15 protein-coding genes and 1 pseudogene are annotated in these 17,111 nt (G+C 70.2%); 6 read left to right on the top strand and 10 right to left on the bottom strand.

Features of this window, described 5'->3' with window-relative positions; translation table 11 throughout:
* Positions 1-74: 74 nt before the first annotated feature.
* From AC4BDD_RS30355 to AC4BDD_RS30340, 4 genes are all read right to left on the bottom strand, one after another.
* The gene (locus AC4BDD_RS30355) at positions 75-1,586 is read right to left on the bottom strand and encodes a hypothetical protein (RefSeq protein WP_490688687.1); all 1,512 of its coding nucleotides are present in this window, start codon (positions 1,584-1,586) and stop codon (positions 75-77) included.
* Positions 1,587-1,706: 120 nt separating this feature from the next.
* Positions 1,707-2,537, bottom strand: a complete 831-nt coding sequence (locus tag AC4BDD_RS30350; RefSeq protein WP_490688686.1) for a glycerophosphodiester phosphodiesterase family protein — start codon at positions 2,535-2,537, stop codon at positions 1,707-1,709.
* 79 nt (positions 2,538-2,616) lie between these two features.
* Complete coding sequence (locus tag AC4BDD_RS30345) at positions 2,617-4,323, bottom strand: RICIN domain-containing protein (RefSeq protein WP_490688685.1); 1,707 nt, start codon at positions 4,321-4,323, stop codon at positions 2,617-2,619.
* A gap of 235 nt (positions 4,324-4,558) precedes the next feature.
* Positions 4,559-5,533 carry an AraC-like ligand-binding domain-containing protein gene (locus AC4BDD_RS30340; protein WP_490691980.1) on the bottom strand — a complete coding sequence of 325 codons (975 nt, stop codon included), beginning with the start codon at positions 5,531-5,533 and terminating at the stop codon, positions 4,559-4,561.
* A 520-nt stretch (positions 5,534-6,053) separates the two neighbouring features.
* On the opposite strand from AC4BDD_RS30340, the gene AC4BDD_RS30335 reads away from it, so the two are divergent.
* Both AC4BDD_RS30335 and AC4BDD_RS30330 read left to right on the top strand, forming a co-directional pair.
* Positions 6,054-6,257, top strand: coding sequence for a cold-shock protein (locus tag AC4BDD_RS30335; protein ID WP_490688684.1), 204 nt, complete (start codon positions 6,054-6,056; stop codon positions 6,255-6,257).
* An 87-nt stretch (positions 6,258-6,344) separates the two neighbouring features.
* A complete protein-coding gene (locus tag AC4BDD_RS30330; RefSeq protein ID WP_490688683.1) occupies positions 6,345-8,075 on the top strand; it encodes a DEAD/DEAH box helicase in 1,731 nt (576 codons plus the stop codon).
* A 57-nt stretch (positions 8,076-8,132) separates the two neighbouring features.
* Here the strand turns inward: AC4BDD_RS30330 and AC4BDD_RS30325 are convergent, their stop codons facing one another.
* The 3 genes from AC4BDD_RS30325 to sigJ form a co-directional block, all read right to left on the bottom strand.
* Positions 8,133-8,699: a hypothetical protein gene (locus AC4BDD_RS30325; protein WP_490688682.1), complete on the bottom strand. Its 567-nt coding sequence runs from the start codon at positions 8,697-8,699 to the stop codon at positions 8,133-8,135.
* A gap of 180 nt (positions 8,700-8,879) precedes the next feature.
* Positions 8,880-10,070: an NAD(P)/FAD-dependent oxidoreductase gene (locus AC4BDD_RS30320; RefSeq protein WP_490688681.1), complete on the bottom strand. Its 1,191-nt coding sequence runs from the start codon at positions 10,068-10,070 to the stop codon at positions 8,880-8,882.
* A gap of 113 nt (positions 10,071-10,183) precedes the next feature.
* The gene (sigJ, locus tag AC4BDD_RS30315; protein WP_490688680.1) at positions 10,184-11,125 is read right to left on the bottom strand and encodes an RNA polymerase sigma factor SigJ; all 942 of its coding nucleotides are present in this window, start codon (positions 11,123-11,125) and stop codon (positions 10,184-10,186) included.
* Positions 11,126-11,479: 354 nt separating this feature from the next.
* Between sigJ and katG the strand changes: the two genes are divergently transcribed.
* Together katG and AC4BDD_RS30305 are read left to right on the top strand one after the other, a co-directional pair.
* Positions 11,480-13,669, top strand: a complete 2,190-nt coding sequence (gene katG / locus AC4BDD_RS30310; protein WP_490688679.1) for a catalase/peroxidase HPI — start codon at positions 11,480-11,482, stop codon at positions 13,667-13,669.
* A gap of 134 nt (positions 13,670-13,803) precedes the next feature.
* On the top strand, positions 13,804-14,217 hold the full coding sequence (locus AC4BDD_RS30305) for a PaaI family thioesterase (RefSeq protein WP_490688678.1): 414 nt from the start codon (positions 13,804-13,806) through the stop codon (positions 14,215-14,217).
* A 55-nt stretch (positions 14,218-14,272) separates the two neighbouring features.
* On the opposite strand, the gene AC4BDD_RS30300 is transcribed toward AC4BDD_RS30305, so the two are convergent.
* Positions 14,273-14,884 (bottom strand): response regulator, encoded by a 612-nt coding sequence (locus AC4BDD_RS30300; protein WP_490688677.1) that lies wholly within the window; start codon positions 14,882-14,884, stop codon positions 14,273-14,275.
* On the opposite strand from AC4BDD_RS30300, the gene AC4BDD_RS30295 reads away from it, so the two are divergent.
* Both AC4BDD_RS30295 and AC4BDD_RS30290 read left to right on the top strand, forming a co-directional pair.
* A complete protein-coding gene (locus tag AC4BDD_RS30295) occupies positions 14,853-15,140 on the top strand; it encodes a DUF8746 domain-containing protein (protein ID WP_490688676.1) in 288 nt (95 codons plus the stop codon). The genes AC4BDD_RS30300 and AC4BDD_RS30295 overlap by 32 nt on opposite strands.
* Before the next feature lie 2 nt (positions 15,141-15,142).
* Positions 15,143-15,589, top strand: a pseudogene (locus tag AC4BDD_RS30290) (ABC transporter permease); the annotation flags it as partial.
* A gap of 77 nt (positions 15,590-15,666) precedes the next feature.
* On the opposite strand, the gene AC4BDD_RS30285 reads toward AC4BDD_RS30290, so the two are convergent.
* On the bottom strand, positions 15,667-16,803 hold the full coding sequence (locus AC4BDD_RS30285) for an SPFH domain-containing protein (protein WP_490688675.1): 1,137 nt from the start codon (positions 16,801-16,803) through the stop codon (positions 15,667-15,669).
* Positions 16,804-16,816: 13 nt separating this feature from the next.
* Positions 16,817-17,068: an NfeD C-terminal domain-containing protein gene (locus AC4BDD_RS30280; RefSeq protein ID WP_490688674.1), complete on the bottom strand. Its 252-nt coding sequence runs from the start codon at positions 17,066-17,068 to the stop codon at positions 16,817-16,819.
* Positions 17,069-17,111 lie beyond the last annotated feature (43 nt).

Here is a 17,111-nt window from a genome sequence, read left to right as displayed (position 1 = left end):
GGCCCGTCCCGGGTGTCGTGAGGGCGTGCGGCGCCGAATGCGCAGTGTGGTTGAGGGGTTCCGGTGGGATCCGGTCAGCGGTGCAGGCCGGTACGGGGCCGAGCCCGGCTGCTCCGCTTGCGGCGCGCCGCGGGAGGCGTACGGCGGTCGAGCCGGGGACGGTGGCCCGCCTCCGCGTGCTGTGCGTCCGAGGCGTTCCCCTCCCCCGCCGCGCCGGCTGCCAGGTGCCCGGGGACCAGTCCCGAGCGGAAGAGTCCGTGGTCGATGCGGCGGGCAGCGGCCGACTCCAGTTCCTCCCGGAGCGGCCCGTCGCGCAGGACCGCACGGGGCCCGAGCAGCCCTTCGACCACGGCCAGTGCCCCGGTGACGTCACCGTGGCGGAGCCGCTCCCGGACCGCGGGCAGTGCCTCCGGGTTGCGGTGCACCGCGTCGATGGCGCGCAGGCAGGGCAGCGCCGGCCCGCCGAGCGCCACGAGCAGCTCCTCCCGGCGCAGTTGTGCCGGGTCGTGATCGATCGCCGTCAGCGCCCCGTCCCGCAGTGCGATCCGGTGGATCTCGCCCCGGCACTCAACCCGGTGCGGATCCGCGGGCTCGCGCCCGGGACCGGCCGCCGGTGTGGAGCCGGAGGCCGCCAGTGCCGCGGCGACGAGCGGATGCAGCTGCTCTGCCGTGACCAGCCCGGCCCGCAGCAGCTCCAGATCCGGAAGGACCCGGGCCGCCGCCTCCGGGAGCACCGGAAGGGCTGCGACTTCCTGCGACGGCGGCATCTCCCGCAGCGGCCGGAGCGTCGGGGCGTGGCTGTCGTCGGGGGCGACGAGTTCGAGCACGGCGCGGTTTCGCGCGTCGAGCCGCACGGTGAAGGCTCCGCGAGGGCGCCCCTCGGCCCGCAGCAGCAACTCCGCCTCGGCGGCCCAGACCGCCATCGCCCATGGGCAATCGTGGGCGGTCGGCCGATCGGGCCGACCTGGCAGGTCCGGCCGCTCCGGCAGGACTGACCGGTCGGGTGCGGTGGGCAGGCCGGGCGGGGCCGTGGACGGTGCCACGCCCGCACCGCAACGCCGCGCCAGTTCACCGCTCCGCTCCCAGTCCCAGAGGTGCCGGTGCAGGTCGAGCCGGAAACGCCGATCGGGGTGCGGGTGCGGATGGTGCCCCAGGACGCCTTCCCCTGACCCGTCCCACAGTGCCAGGGACATCCGCTGTCCGGCGTCCGCCCAGGCCGGGGGTGTCCGCACCACCAGCTGCGGCGGCGTGGCGCCGGAACTCAGGTAGCGCGCCAGGCAGATGGTGAGGCCGGGCCGGAGCCGCCCGTCCGGGGCGATCCGGGGCATGTGCCAGCGGAGCAGATCGGGCGCCAGCCGACGCAGATCCGCACGGAGCCGGGTGACGAGTTCGGTGCCGTGGCGGTCGCGCACGGCGCGCAGATCGAGATCGACGTCGATCCGGGCGGCGGCGCAGGCCCCGGCCCAGTCACCGACCGCACGCCGTGCGGTCGTGGTCTCGATCATGGACGGTGGCACCGCGTACTCACGCACGCGCTGCCACATCAACAGGCGGGATGGAATCCGGTTCGCGGAGTGATGTGCCATCAGCACTCACCTTGCGCGAACGATTCCCCCAATCCGTACGAGGAGAAGTTCTTCATCGCCCGCATCTTAACCACGCCCGTCAACATCTGAAAACCACTGTGGGGCCGGCGGGGTCAGGCGTCAGACGCACTTGCCCTTCAGCCACGCCTTGTAGTCCTTGGTCCACGACGTGCCTATGCGTCGCGGGCCCTGAGCGAGCGTGCTCTGCCATCGCTGGTAGTTGCCGGAAGCCGCCGGAGGCGGCTCTTCCCAGCCGATCCCGTCGACCCACTTGGGGTGGTCGCGCAGCGCCGCCTCCAGGCCCGCGGCGCGGACGCGTCGGTCGAGCTCGGGGCGCAGGCGGTCGTCGCGCGTGTAGATCAGGATTTCCTGGGAGGCTGTCCGTTCCCGGATCGGGTCGAGGACCTCACGCCACGCACGGTCCCGGACGGCATCGTCGCTGTGCAACAGCGACTGCTCCGCCTCGCCCTTGAGTTCCACGAAGGCGACGAGCTTCAGTGCGTCGAGACGGTCGAGCCACTCCCGGAAGGTGTAGACGGTTTCATCCTTGTAGGGACCTCTGGTGATCTTCCGGCCCTGGAGTCTGTCGGCTCCGCCGGCCCAGCGGATCTCCGTGATCGCCTTGCGCGAACCGGAGAGTCCATTGGTCGTGCTGTTGTGCCACATGACCCCCTTGGTGCCGTCCATGGTGAGCTGGAGGTCTCCCTCGACACCGTCCGCGCCCCAGCCCTTCTGCTCGGCGAGTGCGCGGGGGTTGTTGGGCTGCCGGACCTGGTCGCGCTCCCAGGGGGCGTCCTTGGTCGGGTAGCCGCCGTGTCCGAACACCTGGGGGCAGGCCGGCAGGGCGACGGAGGCCGCGGGCACGGGCGGAGACGCGGAGGCCGTTCCCGGCAGCATCGCGGACGCCAGCGTTGCGAGCACGGCACATCGGCCCGCGTTTCGGAGCTTCATCGAGTCGCTCTCCATCTTTCCGGGGGGACGCGAGGGCCCGCCGGAATTCCCGGCGGGCCGTCACAGACGCGTGTTCGGGTCAAACGTTGGGGGCGGTCCTGGAGATGGTCCAGCGCTCGTCCTGTGCGCCGTTACAGGTCCACTGGATGAGCTGGCTGCCCTTTGTGCCGGCGGAGCCCAGGCCCACGCACTTGCCCGAGTAGACGTTCTTCAGCTCGTGGGTGCCCTGGTCGTACCACCACTTCTCGTCCACCTTGCCGTTGCAGGCGTACTGGATCAGTCCCTTGCCGTTGGCGAGGCTGCTGCCGTTGCCCAGGCACTTGCCGGAGTAGGTGTTCTGGATGAAGTAGGCGGGGTTGCCGTTGTTGTCCTTGGTCTCTTCCAGCACCCAGCGCTCGTCCTCGGCGTTGTTGCAGCCCCACTGGATGACCGGCCTACTGTCGTCGATCTTGCTGCCGACGCCCGCGCACAGTTTGCTGTGGTCGTTGGAGAGATACCGGTAGTCATCGGCCCTCCGCGGCAGCAGGGAGAAGACGACGCGCTTGCCGTTCCGCTCGTTCATGCCCCACAAGCGGCCCGATGAGAACGAGTAGGACAGGTTCTGGGTGAGCGGCGAATCGCGGGTGAGGATCGACACGGTGCCGTCCGGCTTGGCCTGCCAGATGCAGTAGTAGGCGTCGATGTTGGTGGGTTCGGTGACTCCCCTGTAGCCCGTGTCGCACATGGCCGACATGTAGTAGTACGTGCCGTCGGTGGCCACGCCCTGCAAGCCGTGGACGGGAGCCGAGTAGGCGGCTGTCGCCGTGACGGGGGACGTGCCGCCCTCACCGAGGTGCTCGATCGGCCAGCGGATCACGTCCACGGGCTCGGTGCGTTTGGCGTCTCCGTAGCGTCCGGAGACCAGCCTCGGTGGCGAGACACTGCGGTCCAGGCTCAAGGAGCTCAGGCAGGCGATCTTCCCCGTGCAGTTCATGTTGCTGCGCTCGTCGGGGTCGGCGTTGTCCTGAGCGGTCTTGGTGCGGTTCGAGTAGCGGGCGACCATGGGCAGGGCCCACTGGTGGTACTCGGCCGAGGACGTGCCGCCCGATATGCCCGACCCCTTGGAGACGGAGTTCACCTTCCACAGGTGGTTGAGGTCGTAGATCTGCAACTCGCCGCCGTTGGCCACGAACAGTCTGTTCCCGTACCAGACCATGCCGTCGGCGTGGATGTCGTTGACCGAGGTGAAGTTCGGGTTGGCCCGGCTACCGGTCGGCTTCACGAGCAGCACGTGCCCGTAACTCCACTCCGTGCCGGTCGACTCCAGGATGGAGATACGGGCCTTTTTGTTGCGCGCATCGTCCGCGGAGCCGGTCCCGTAGTACCAGGTCGCCATGTACAGATGGTGGCCGTCGATCGTGCCGCTCGGGTCCGCGTCGTGCGAGGCGGTGAAGCCCTGCGAATGCCAGCCCCCGGCCGGGTCCCAGGCGTTGGACTTGTCGTCCGTCTCATCCCAGCAGAAACCGTTGTACTTGAACGTGCCGTTGATCCCGGTCGTGTGGCACAGCTTGCGCCCGAGGTGCTGCCGCGACTGAGCGACGCTCAGCGGCGACACCCTCGTCACGACGCCCTTCGCCTCGGCACCCTCGATCACCGATCGCGCGGTCTGGCCCTCGCTGACACCCGGTATCTCCCGCGGGTGGAGCACGAAGCCGGACGCGTCCTCGCTTCTGAACGGCCGGCCCGCGTCCTCGATCACGGGCGGGCTGTCGGCGCCCGCCTGCTGACTGCCCGATACCAGCGCCATCAACGAGGAGAGAGCGACCAGCGCCGCTGTGATCCGTCCTCTGCGATGGTCTCGTTGCTTCGCAGTCATGTATCCCCGTTCTCGTTTGGTGGATGGTGCTGTCCCCCGCGAAGCACCATCACCAGCGTGCCTCGCAAGGATCTCGGAATCCCGCCGAAGAGTCATTAGCGATCAGTCCACACTTCCCTTGGCAATGGGTGGACTTCCGGCCTCCGTGTCCTTCACTCCTGGTTCTTCACTCATGGTGGTGGAGTGCTTGGTGCCGGTGATCCCTGGGCGTGGTGCCGTAGGCCGCGCGGTGAGCGCGGCTGAAGTCGGCCGCGCGGGTGAACCCCCAGCGGGCGGCGATGACATGGATGGGGGTGGTGCGGAACGCCGGGTCGGCGAGGTCGCGGCGGGCCGCCTCCAGGCGCAGGCGGCGTATCCGCGCGCCGACTGTGGCGTCTTCGTCCTGGAAGAGGCGGTGCAGGTAGCTGGTGGAGATGTGGTGCGCGGCGGCAATGCTGCTCGGGGTGAGGTGCGGGTCGTGCAGGTGCTCTCGGATGAACGCCTGGATGCGCAAGGTGAGGGCCCGCCGATGGGTCTCCGGGGGCAGGCAGTCACCGGCTTCGAGCAGATGGGCGAAGAGCGCGGCGACCAGAGGGATCAGGACCGTGGCCAGCCGCGGCCGGTCGGAGGGCTGGTACGCGGCCGGGTCCGCTGTCAGCTGGGTGAGGAACTGCGCCAGCAGGGCACCCATGCCTTCCCGGGCCGACACCGGCGCCCCGACGATCCGGCCGGCCATGTCGCGAGGCAGCGGCAGCAGGGCCTTGGGAACCTCCAGCGCCACCGTCTGGACCAGGCCCCCGGCGCTGTGGACGTCGTTCGGCAGCGAGGAGGAGTTGATGAACAGGTCGTACGGCTTGTACTCGGTCTCCCGGTGCCGCCACACGCCCGTCCCGCTCCCGCGCACGACGAGCGAAAGGTGGTACGTCTCGGGGTCGGATCGCCGGATCAGCTTGGGCGTGCGCCGGAACACCAGCGGCTGGAACGTGGCGGACCACACGGTGACGGCACCGAGGTCCAGTACGCGCTGGGAGGCCTGGAAGTCGTCGGCGTGCTCGCTGCGCAGCTCCATGGGCGCATGGGTACGGCCCAGGAGCTCGGTCCAGTAGTCGAACCGGTCCGCCGCCGGCACGTCTTCGCTCCGGAACACCATCTCGTCCAACAACTGTCTCTTCACCGTTTCTTGAAACCGCTGGTCAAAGGCGCTCCCGACGGGCGACAGGAGAGCCGCGCCGCGACGCAGAGGAAGCGGCGCTCGAGCCCGCACGCGGCTACGGCCGGCGCTTCCAGAGCGTCACTTCCGTGCGGTAGCCCGGGACTTCGTATGGCTCATCCGGCGACTCCTCGACGGCGGTGATCTTTCCACCAGCATTTCCCGGTTGTCGCTGCCCACCCGGGGCATCGGACGGCGAGTCGTCGGCGCTCGTCATGGGGCCCCTCTCCGTGTGGCGTGAGGAGATGATCTTATCGACGGGGCGTTCGAGCCTCCGCCGGGCGTCCCGCCGGTGAAACAGCTCGTCGACACCGTCTCCGCCACGGGCCGGCGAGCTGTGCTAAGGTATGAAAGTTGCAGTTGTGGTACCCATGAACCCATGTGCGCCTGACGGGAATGTTTCTCCTTCAGGCGCATTATTTGTTTTCCGGCATCTCCGGATGGGGCCTCTGCCTACAGAAGGAGAAGAGTCATGGCACAGGGAACCGTCAAGTGGTTCAACGCCGAAAAGGGTTTCGGCTTCATTCAGCAGGACGGCGGCGGCCCCGACGTCTTCGCCCACTACTCGAACATCGCGACCCAGGGCTTCCGTGAGCTCCTGGAGGGTCAGCGGGTCTCCTTCGACGTCACGCAGGGCCAGAAGGGCCCGCAGGCGGAGAACATCATCCCCGCCTGATCACCGGACGCGTATCCGCTCACCGGGGTCCGCACCGTCTTGGTGCGGACCCCGGTTTGTGCCGTTTCCAGGAAGGCAGACAACCGCATGTCCCGCAGGCCCCAGAAGTCGGCCCGGTCCGCGCCGTCGCGCACAGCGTCCGCGTCGTCGCCGAGAGAGTTCCAGCTGCCGGAGAGCACGACCCCCGCACTTCCCCCCGTCGAGGACTTCGCCGCTCTCGACATGCCCGGGGGCCTGCTGAAGACCCTCACCGCGCAGGGCGTGACCACCCCCTTCCCCATCCAGGCCGCCACGCTGCCCAACGCGCTCGCCGGACGTGACCTGCTGGGACGCGGACGCACCGGCTCCGGCAAGACACTCGCGTTCGGCCTGGCGCTGCTGGCCCGCACGGCCGGCCTGCGCGCGGAGCGCAAGGCACCCCTCGCCCTGGTGATGGTGCCCACCCGCGAACTCGCCCAGCAGGTGACGGACGCGCTGACCCCCTACGCGACGGCGGTGAACCTCCGGCTGGCCACCGTGGTCGGCGGGCTGTCCATCACCAAGCAGGCCGCTGTGCTCCAGCGGGGCGCCGAGGTACTCGTCGCCACTCCCGGGAGGCTCAACGATCTCGTGGAGCGCGGGGACTGCGTGCTCGACAGCGTACGCATCACGGTGCTGGACGAAGCCGACCAGATGACCGACATGGGCTTCCTGCCGCAGATCATCAAGCTGATCCAGCAGGTGCGGCCCGATGGACAGCGCATGCTCTTCTCGGCCACCCTGGACCGCAACATCGACCGCCTGCAGCGGTTCCTCACCGACCCCGTGGTGCACTCCGTGGACCCGTCGGCAGGGGCGGTGACCACCATGGAGCACCATGTGCTCCACGTCCCGGACGAGACCGACAAAAAGGCCGTCACCACGCGCATCGCGGCACGTGACGGCCGGGTCATCCTCTTCCTCCACACCAAGAGGTCCGCTGACCGGCTCGCCAAGCGGCTTCTGGCCGCGGGCGTCCGCGCGGCGGCATTGCACGGAGGCCGCTCCCAGCCGCAGCGGAACCGCACCCTGGAGCAGTTCAAGAGCGGCGAGGTGACCGCGCTGGTGGCGACGAACGTCGCGGCCCGCGGCATTCACGTCGACGACCTCGACCTCGTCGTGAACGTCGATCCCCCCGTCGACCACAAGGACTACCTCCACCGCAGCGGCCGCACGGCCCGTGCCGGCGGCTCCGGCAGCGTGGTCACGCTGGTCCTGCCCGACCAGAAGCGGGACGTCACCCAGCTCATGTCGGACGCGGGCATCCGCCCCCGGACGGCCCGCATCACCTCGAGTGCCGCGGAACTGGTCACCATCACCGGCGCCCGCGAGCCTTCCGGCGTGGCCGTCACCATCGAGGTCCCCACCCCGGCGACGCCGACGGCGTCCCGCGCCGAAGGGAAGAACGGTACCGAGCCCGGCAAGCGGTCCCGCCGCCGACGCCGAAACGGCGGCGGAGCCGGGGCGGCGGCCACCGGTGCTGCCGCCGGGGCCGCTGGCCGGGGTTCGGACCGCCGGGCCACGGCCGATGCGGCAGCCGCTGGTGGCGCCTCCGGAGGCGGCAGGCGCGGCTCTGCCCGCCGGGCGGGATCCCGCGGGGCCGCGGCCGGTGCCGCCGGCGAAGGCGGCCGCGGCGCCGGCCGCCAGGCGGCGGCCGGCGCGAGGACCGGCGCTGCCGCCGGCAAGGGTGCCCGTGGATCCGGCCGACGGTCGGCGGCCGGCGGAGCCACGGGCGGCGCCGCAGGCACCAGCGGCCGCGGCTCCGACCGTCGAGGCGGCCGCCGCAACTCCGCGACCTAGCGCGTGTGGCCGGACGGGGGCGGGCGGGCCCGCCCCCGCCGGCTCACCGCCTGGTGGTCACCAGTCGATCGGCTCTATGGAGAGGATCGTCTTCGCGTCGTGGGAGGCGAGCACGGACAGCTTGGTCTTGGTGCCGTCTCCCCAGGTCAGGGTGGTTACGGCGGAGTAGTTGTCGCCGTTTCCGTTGTCGGTGACGGTCCACTTCACCGGCACGTTCTGCGAGCGCAGCACACCATCGGCGTTGTTGCGCCGCTCCCAGTCCATCAGCGTCTTGTCCAGCCCCGGGGACAGGTAGTGCCTGCGGAGCACGGTCGACAGCGCGCCGCTGCCCTCGACGTTCTTCGCGTCCTTCCTCGCGTCGATGTACGCGCCGAAGAAGTCGCTCACCCTGGTCAGCGGCGAGGACGGGCTGCCGGACACCTTCTCCGGGAACGCCTGCCTGGTCTTGCCCTGGGCGGCCTTGGCCTTGGCGTCGGCGGCCTGTGCCGCCACCGGCTGCCGGTCCGACCGGTCCGCCTCGGACGCGGAACTCGGCATCGCCGCCACGGTCAGCGACACCAGCGCGGCGGCCACGCCCCCGGCCGTCATCAGCTTGACGCGGGTCATCCTCTTGCTCATTGCCATGCCCTTTTCTCCCCGGCTTCCCCGCCCCGGCCGTGCGGTCCCGTGGACCGTGCGGCCTGACGTGAAGCCCACAGCTGTGTGAAGCTGCCGGACCGACTCCGGCAGCGCTTGCTCTCACTGGGTTCACGCCCGGGGGCCCGGCAACGTTACCGATCAATTTCGCGATTCCAGGACGCGGTCTCAAGCCCGTGCACGGCTCCGGGTCTCCTGCCGTACGACGCGCCGGCGCCGGGACGGCATGCCCATCGTCGGGTTGGCTACGCCCCAGGCCGCGCCCTTGCAGATCAGTTCCTTGTAGAGGGCGGCCACCCGGCCGGTCAGGGCCCTGTCGACCGCCCGGTCGTCGGCGGTGACGAACTGGATCAGGCCCTCCTTGCGGCCGAGGGAGACGCACTGCTGGAAGTAGCGGATGGAGACGCGGGGGACCTTGGTGCCGGCGAGACGGGCGGCGATGGCGTCGGCGGCCTGCCAGGCCATGGGGACGCCCGAGGCGCAGGACATGCGCAGCGGCTTGCCGCCCGGGCCGATCGCCATGGCCGCGTCACCCACGGCGTACACGTCCGGGTGGGAGACCGAGCGCATCGTGGTGTCGACCACGATCTGGCCGCGGTCGGTGACCCGCAGCGTGGTGGCCTGGGCGATCGGGTGGACGGCGAAGCCGGTGGTCCAGACCGTGGCCTCGGCGGGGATGGTCCGGCCGTCGGCCGTCGTCACGCCGTCCGCCTGCACGGCGGTGACCGTGGTGTGCTCGTGGACGGTGATGCCGAGCTTGTCCACCACCTTCCGCAGGTGGGCGCGGCCCTTGTCGGAGAGCCAGTCGCCGAGGGCGCCGCGGGCGGCCAGGGCGACGTCGAGGTCCGGGCGGGCCTCGGCGATCTCGGTCGCGGCCTCCAGGCTGGTCAGGCCGCCGCCGACCACGAGCACGGGCCGGCCGGCGTCCAGGGCGGCCAGGCGGTCGCGGAGGCGGAGGGCGCCGGGGCGGCCGGCGATCTGGTGGGCGTGTTCGGCGGTGCCGGGGACGCCCTGGTCGTGCCAGCCGCTGCCGACGGCGTAGACCAGGGTGTCGTACTCCAGTTCCTCCGGCTCGGGGCCGTATCCGGTGGTGATCGTCACCGTCTTGCGGTCCACGTCCACGGCGGTGACCCTCGCGAGCTTCAGCTCCACGCCCGTGCCCGCGAACATCTCGCTGAACGGCAGGGGCCTGAGGTCCTGGCCGGCCGCCAGCTGGTGCAGCCGGACGCGCTCGACGAAGTCGGGCTCGGGGTTGACGAGGGTGATGGTGACGTCCGCGCGGTGCAGCCGCCTGGCGAGGCGGCCGGCGGCGACGGCTCCGGTGTAGCCGGCTCCGAGGACGACGATGCGGTGCTGCATGTGCCTGCTCCTGTCTGCGAGGGTCCCGCCGTTGTCTTGCGCGGTTTCGCCACTTGAACCGGGCAGCCCTGCGTTTCCTGACAGGATCAGGAGGTGAAGCACGTCACATCGGATCAGAGGGTGTAGAGCGAATCCCCGTGGTCCGCGGCGGCCCACTGCTCGGTCGCGCGGACGAGCTTGTCGGGGTTGACCTGGTTGCGGACCGCGGCGATGCCCTCCGCGGTGACCTCCAGGCAGCTGATCCCGACGACCCGGCCGTCCACGACCGCCACGATGGCGGGATCGCCGTTGGCGGTCGTGGCGTAGATCTCGGGCACGCCGCCGACATGGGCTCGCTTGGCCTTGCCGGGCTTGAACAGGCCGCGCAGGAACGTGGCGACCGCGAGCGCGCCCTCGAAGGCCTTCGCGCGGGCCGGGATCTTCCCGCCGCCGTCCCCGACCGAGACGGCGTCCTGCGTGAGCAGGCGTACGAGAGGTTCGGTGCGGCCGCTGGTCGCCGCGGCCAGGAACTCCTCGACGATCCTGCGGGCGGCGCCCTCGTCGATCTTGGTGCGCGCCTTGCCGTCCGCGACGTGCTTCCTGGCCCGGTGGTAGAGCTGCTGGCCGGCGGCCTCGGTGATGTCCAGGATCTCGGCGATCTCGCGGTGCGGATAGTCGAAGGCCTCACGCAGCACGTACACCGCCCGCTCGTTGGGCGACAGGCGCTCCAGCAGGACGAGGACGGCGTAGGACACCGACTCGCGCTGCTCGGCGGTTTCGGCCGGGCCGAGCATCGGGTCCCCGGCGAGCAGCGGCTCGGGGAGCCACCTTCCCACGTACGTCTCCCGCCGGGCACGTGCCGAAGTGAGCATGTTGAGGCAGAAGTTGGTCAGGACCTTCGTCAGCCAGGCCTCGGGCACCTCGATCCGCTCGACGTCGGCCGCCTGCCAGCGCAGGAACGTCTCCTGCACGGCGTCCTCCGCCTCGCTCGCCGAGCCGAGCAGCCGGTAGGCAATGGCCTCCAGCCGGGGCCTGGCAGCCTCGAACCGGTCGACGTCACTCATGATCAGGGCCATGCTCGCGATCCTAGGGCCTCTCGCCCCCGCGCGAGCAGGCAGGTCTCGTCACCCTGATGGTGGGCTTTACCCCAATGTCCCGTACTCGGATCGCGAGCCATTTCCCAGATGGTGCGGAGGCCGGGATGGTCGGCAAGCATTGAGTCAAGCCGCCGAGCACGTGGATTTTGAGTCCTTGTTACGCGGGGCGCTCTGCGTGTTCTCGTAGCGGTGCGGTGTGCGGTGCGCGACCATACGGACGCCGACACAGGCGCAAACACGAGCGCGGGTAGCAGTGCTCGACACCGGTAAGTCACACAACGTCAAGAGCAGCAGCCAGCAGAAGGAATCACCGAGACAGAAAGAAGGACGGACGTGTCCGGCAGCGAAAGCGAGAACCCGGCAATCCCCTCCCCGGCCCCCACGTCGACTCGCCCCAAGGCGAACCGGGACTGGTGGCCGAATCAGCTGGACCTTCAGGTTCTCCACCAGCACTCGCCCCGCGCCAATCCGATGGGTGAGGACTTCGATTACGCGAAGGAGTTCGCGACCCTCGACGTCGATGCGCTGAAGCGGGATGTCTTCGAGCTGATGACGATGGACCAGGACTGGTGGCCCGCCGATTACGGCCACTACGGGCCACTCTTCATCCGGATGAGCTGGCATGCCGCGGGAACGTACCGCATCGCCGATGGCCGGGGCGGTGGCGGCAGTGGCGCGCAGCGCTTCGCCCCGCTCAACAGCTGGCCGGACAACGCGAGCCTCGACAAGGCGCGCCGTCTGCTCTGGCCGGTCAAGCAGAAGTACGGCCGGAAAATCTCCTGGGCCGATCTCCTGGTCTTCGCCGGCAACTGTGCCATGGAATCGATGGGCTTCAAGACGTTCGGGTTCGGTTTCGGCCGAGAAGACATCTGGGAACCCGAGGAGATCTTCTGGGGGCCCGAGGACACCTGGCTCGGAGATGAGCGCTACAGCGGTGACAGGGAACTCGCCGGTCCGTTCGGTGCCGTGCAGATGGGACTGATCTACGTCAATCCGGAGGGGCCCAACGGCAACCCGGATCCCATCGCTGCCGCCAGGGATATCCGCGAGACATTCGGGCGTATGGCGATGAATGACGAGGAGACGGTTGCGCTCATCGTCGGCGGCCACACCTTCGGCAAGTGCCATGGCGCGGTCGATGCCTCGTATATCGGCCCGGAACCCGAGGCCGGCCCCATCGAGCAGCAAGGACTCGGCTGGAGGAACACATACGGCAGCGGCAAGGGCGCCGACGCGCTCACCAGTGGGCTTGAGGGCGCCTGGACCTCCAAGCCGACGGAGTGGGACAACGGATACCTGGACAACCTGTTCAGGTATGACTGGGAGCTGACGACGAGCCCCGCCGGCGCACATCAGTGGACTCCCACGGACCCGTCGGCCAGGGGCACCGTGCCCGATGCTCATGATCCGTCCAAGAGCCACGCTCCCATGATGCTGACGACGGATCTCGCGCTGAAGCTGGATCCGGTCTACGGGCCGATCGCCAAGAGCTTCCACGAAAACCCGGACCGGCTCGCGGTGGCGTTCGCCAAGGCGTGGTACAAGCTGCTGCACCGCGACATGGGGCCCGTCTCCCGTTACCTCGGCCCGTGGATTCCCGAGCCGCAGTTGTGGCAGGACCCCGTCCCCGAGGTCGATCACGCACTGGTCGGGGACGCGGACATCGCCGCGCTCAAGGGCAGGATCCTCGCCTCGGGACTGTCCATCGCCCAGCTGGTCACCACCGCTTGGGCGTCGGCGGCGAGCTTCCGCGGCACCGACAAGCGCGGCGGGGCCAACGGGGCTCGGATCCGGCTCGCGCCGCAAAGGGACTGGGAGGTCAATGACCTCCCCGAGGTGGCCGAGGTGTTGCGGACCCTCGAGCGGATCCAGCAGGACTTCAACGGCTCGCAGACCGGCGGAGCGAGGATCTCCCTCGCTGACCTGATCGTCCTGGGCGGATGCGCGGCTGTCGAACAGGCCGCGAAGAAGGCCGGGCACGACGTCACCGTCCCGTTCGCCCCGGGGCGCACGGACGCCTCGCAGGAGCAGACCGACGTCGAGTCCTTCGCCGTGCTCGAACCCAGGGCGGACGGCTTCCGCAACTACCTCCGGGCGGGAGAGAAGCTGTCGCCGGAGACCCTCCTGCTGGACCGCGCCAACCTGCTGACACTGACCGCGCCCGAGATGACGGTTCTGGTCGGCGGCATGCGCGCCCTGAACACCGGCTTCAAGCGATCCCCGCACGGCGTCTTCACCCACCGGCCGGAGACGTTGACCAATGACTTCTTCGTCAACCTGCTCGACATGGGCACCGAGTGGAAGGCGTCGGCCTCGCAAGAGAACGTGTTCGAAGGCCGGGATCGCGCCACGGGCGAGGCCAGGTGGACCGCCACGGCCGTCGACCTCGTCTTCGGTTCCCACTCCCAGCTCCGAGCGGTCTCGGAGGTCTACGGGTCAAGGGACGCGGGAGAGAAGTTCGTGCGTGACTTCGTGGCGGCGTGGGACAAGGTGATGAACCTCGATCGCTTCGACCTGGCCTGAGCCCGTTTTCGTCCCTGCCGGCCGCTCGTCGGCCGACAGGGACGAACAGCAGGGGCGGGGGGCACGCAGGCCACCGCACCGGACCGTTCGGCGCGGGTCTGGTGCGGGCCTCCGACGGTGTGAACAATGGCGCTGTGACGCTGACCGCCGAAGACGCCAACAAAATCCTCGCCGACAACTTCGCGCCCTGGGTGCGGGATCTGGGCCTCATCGTGGTGGAGACCGGCGACCGGCATGCCGTCCTGCGGCTGCCCTGGTCGGAGCGGCTCGCGCGGGAAGGCGGCGCGATGTCGGGCCAGGCGCTGATGGCCGCCGCCGACACCGCCAGCGTCATCGCGGTCTCGGCCGCGCGCGGCGGCTACGGCCCGATGACCACCGTCCAGCAGTCCACGACCTTCCAGCGCCCGGTCATGGACGCGGACGCCCTCATCACGGCGCGGGTGACCAAACTCGGTCGGCGGCTGGCTTTCGTCGACATCACAGTGACCACCGAGAGCGCGGCGGAGCCGGTGGCGCATGCCGGCACCGTGTACGCCTTCCCCGGCTGACCGCCGTCACCCCCACCGCTGCTGCCGAAGACGGGCGCCGGTCGCCGCCCGCCCCTCAGCCCGGGGAGACGAAGCCGGACTCGTACGCCGCGATGACCGCCTGAGTGCGGTCCCGTGCGCCGAGTTTCGCCAGTACGGAGCTCACGTGCGACTTGACGGTCTCGGTCCCCACCACCAGGCGCGCGGCGATCTCCGCGTTCGACAGGCCGCGCGCCATGAGACGCAGCACCTCCCCCTCCCGCTCGGTGAGTGCGGCACGCTCCATGGTGGTCCGGGCCGCGGCGTTGCCGTGGTCCCGGCCGTAGGAGGCGGCCAACTGCCGCACCGCCGCGGGGAAGAGCAGGGAGTCGCCCTCGCTCACCAGCCGTACGGCGTGCACGATCTCCGCCGGCCGTGCCCGCTTGAGCAGGAAGCCGTCGGCGCCCGCGCGGAGCGCCCCGTACACGTAGTCGTCGTTCTCGAAGGTCGTCACCACCACGATCTTCGGCGGGTCCGGGACCGTGCGCAGCACCGTCCGCGTGGCCTCGATGCCGTCCATCAGCGGCATGCGTACGTCCATGACGACGACGTCGGGGCGTCGTTGCCGTACCAGGGGGATCACGGCGGCTCCGTCGGCGGCCTCGCCCACCACTTCGATGTCCGGCCACGCGCGCGTACATGTGCGCACCGGTGATCCCGTCCGGCTGCGGGCCGCGCTGCTGGCTCAGGGCCACGCGGTCGCGGAAGGCGAGGACGGCCGATGGGTGGTCGAAGGCGCCACAGCCGAGCAGGTCGGGGCCGTCGCGGCCCGGGAGGGCGTCCCCGTTCTCGAACTGGCCGACGAACGCGCCTGTCTGGAGCAGGCCTATTTCGCTCTCACGACGGCCGAGACGGAATTCGCCGCCGCGGCTCCCACCTCCCCGACCTTCCCGCAGGAGGGCTGACCATGTCCGTCACAGCGGTGCTCCACTCCGAGTGGATCAAGCTCAGGTCGGTCCGGGCGAGCTTCGGATCGCTCCTCGCGGTCTTCGCCGCCACACTGGCCATCACCCTGCTCGTCTTCGCCACCGTCGGCCGGGCCGAGGCGGAAGGCGGTGGGGATCCCGTCTTCGGGGCCTTCTACGCGATCAACTTCGCGCAGATCGCCGCGATCGCCTTCGGGGCCACCGCCGTCTCCTCCGATTACACGGGCGGTGCCCTGCGGATCTCCCTGTCGGCCGTGCCGCAGCGGGGCCTGTTCTACGCGAGCGAAACGGCAGTCGTGGCCGCCGCCGCCCTCGTCGTGGGGCTCGCCACGGGGTTCACCACCTTCTTGGTGGGCCAGGCGTTCCTGGGGCAGTACGCCATCGGCCTCGGCGAGCCGGGAGCGCTGCGGGCCTGCGTACACTCCGGTCCTCGGCGGCACTCCGGCCTTCCTGGCATGCCCCGGGCCCGCGCGCACGGGCCTGGGGCGCGCTGCCGCAGGAGCCCCTACTGGACCTCGACGCTCTCCCGCTTCGCGGGCTGCTCGGAGCTGTCGGAGTTCTCGGCCGGGCCGAGGTTCCGCCGGACGGAGTCCAGGATGGTCAGGCCCTGTCCGACCAGGCCCGCCGCGATCTCGCCCAGACCGTCGGCGCCGTTGAGGACGTTGACGTTGGCCGTGGAGAGCCCCTTGGCGGCCTCCTTGACGATCTGCGGCAGCTGGTCGATGAGCATCCGGTCCAGTGCCACCCGGCCGTGCGAGGCCGCGGCCTCGGCCTGGATCTTCATCCGCTCCGCCTCGGCCAGCGCCAGGACCCGGATCCGCTCGGCCTCGGCCTCGGCGGGCTTCACGATCTCGGCGACCAGCTGCTGCTGGCGGAGGTCGGCCGCGCGCTGGGCCAGTTCGGTCTGCGCGGCGAGCACCTCCTGCTGCGCGTGCGCCTGCGCCAGCGGCCCGGCCTGGGCGGAGTTGGCCTGCGCGCGATCCACCTCGGCGGAGTACTCCGCCTGCACGATGGCGGTCTGCCGGGCGTACTCCGCCTGCTTCCGAGCCGCCGCCTGCTCCGCCTCGGCCGCCGCCTGGGTGGCCTGCGCCTGGGCGATCTGGGCCTGCCGCTGGATGGCCGCCCGGTGCGGGGCCGACATCGCCTCGATGTAGCCGGTGCCGCCGTCGTCGATCGACTGGATCTGCAGCGCGTCCACGATGAGACCGATCTTCGCCATCTCGGCCTTCGAGGTGTCCAGCACCTCGGTGGCGAGCTTCTGACGCTCGGTGATGATCTCCTCGACCGTCATCGAGCCGATGATGGCGCGCAGGTGACCTGCGAAGATCCGGCCGGTCAGGACCGACATCTGGTCCTGGTCGGAGAGGAACCGCTGACCGGCGTTGACGATGCTCTCGCTGTCGTTGCCCACCTTGAACGCGATCACGGCGCGCACGGTCAGCGCGATTCCCTGCTTGGTCACGCACTTCTCGGCGACTTCGGCCTCGCACATCGCCAGCGTCAGGAACCGTACCTTGCGGAAGACCGGGAGGACGAACTTGCCGTGCCCGGTTACCACGCGGAACGGCGCGCCCCCCTGTCCACGCCTGCCACCGGATATCAGCATCGCCTCGTCGGGGGCGGGCACGCGGTAACCGAACATCTCTTTCGTCTCCTCAAGCTGCGTCGCCGGCTCCACCGGCGGACGCGTTCCATGGGTCGGCCCACTCGATGACGTCGACCTGGCGACTGCCACGGGAGTCGATCACCAGCACCGACGCCCCCGCGGCCAGGGGCGCGTCGGACCACGCGAGAAACGTCTCGGACCCGCCCCTCACCCGCACCAGCACTTCGCCGGGGCCGGTGGCTCCCCGGGTGCCGATGACCAGCACCCCGGTACAGCCGATCACTGCCTCGTCCGGCGCCATTGACGGCCGTCCCCCCGTGAAATCCGTTCTCCGACTCAGACCA

Source organism: Streptomyces sp. JLBT605 (assembly GCF_058215555.1).
The sequence above is the reverse complement of the archived record's forward strand: the minus strand, read 5'-3'. Positions and strand labels throughout refer to the sequence as shown.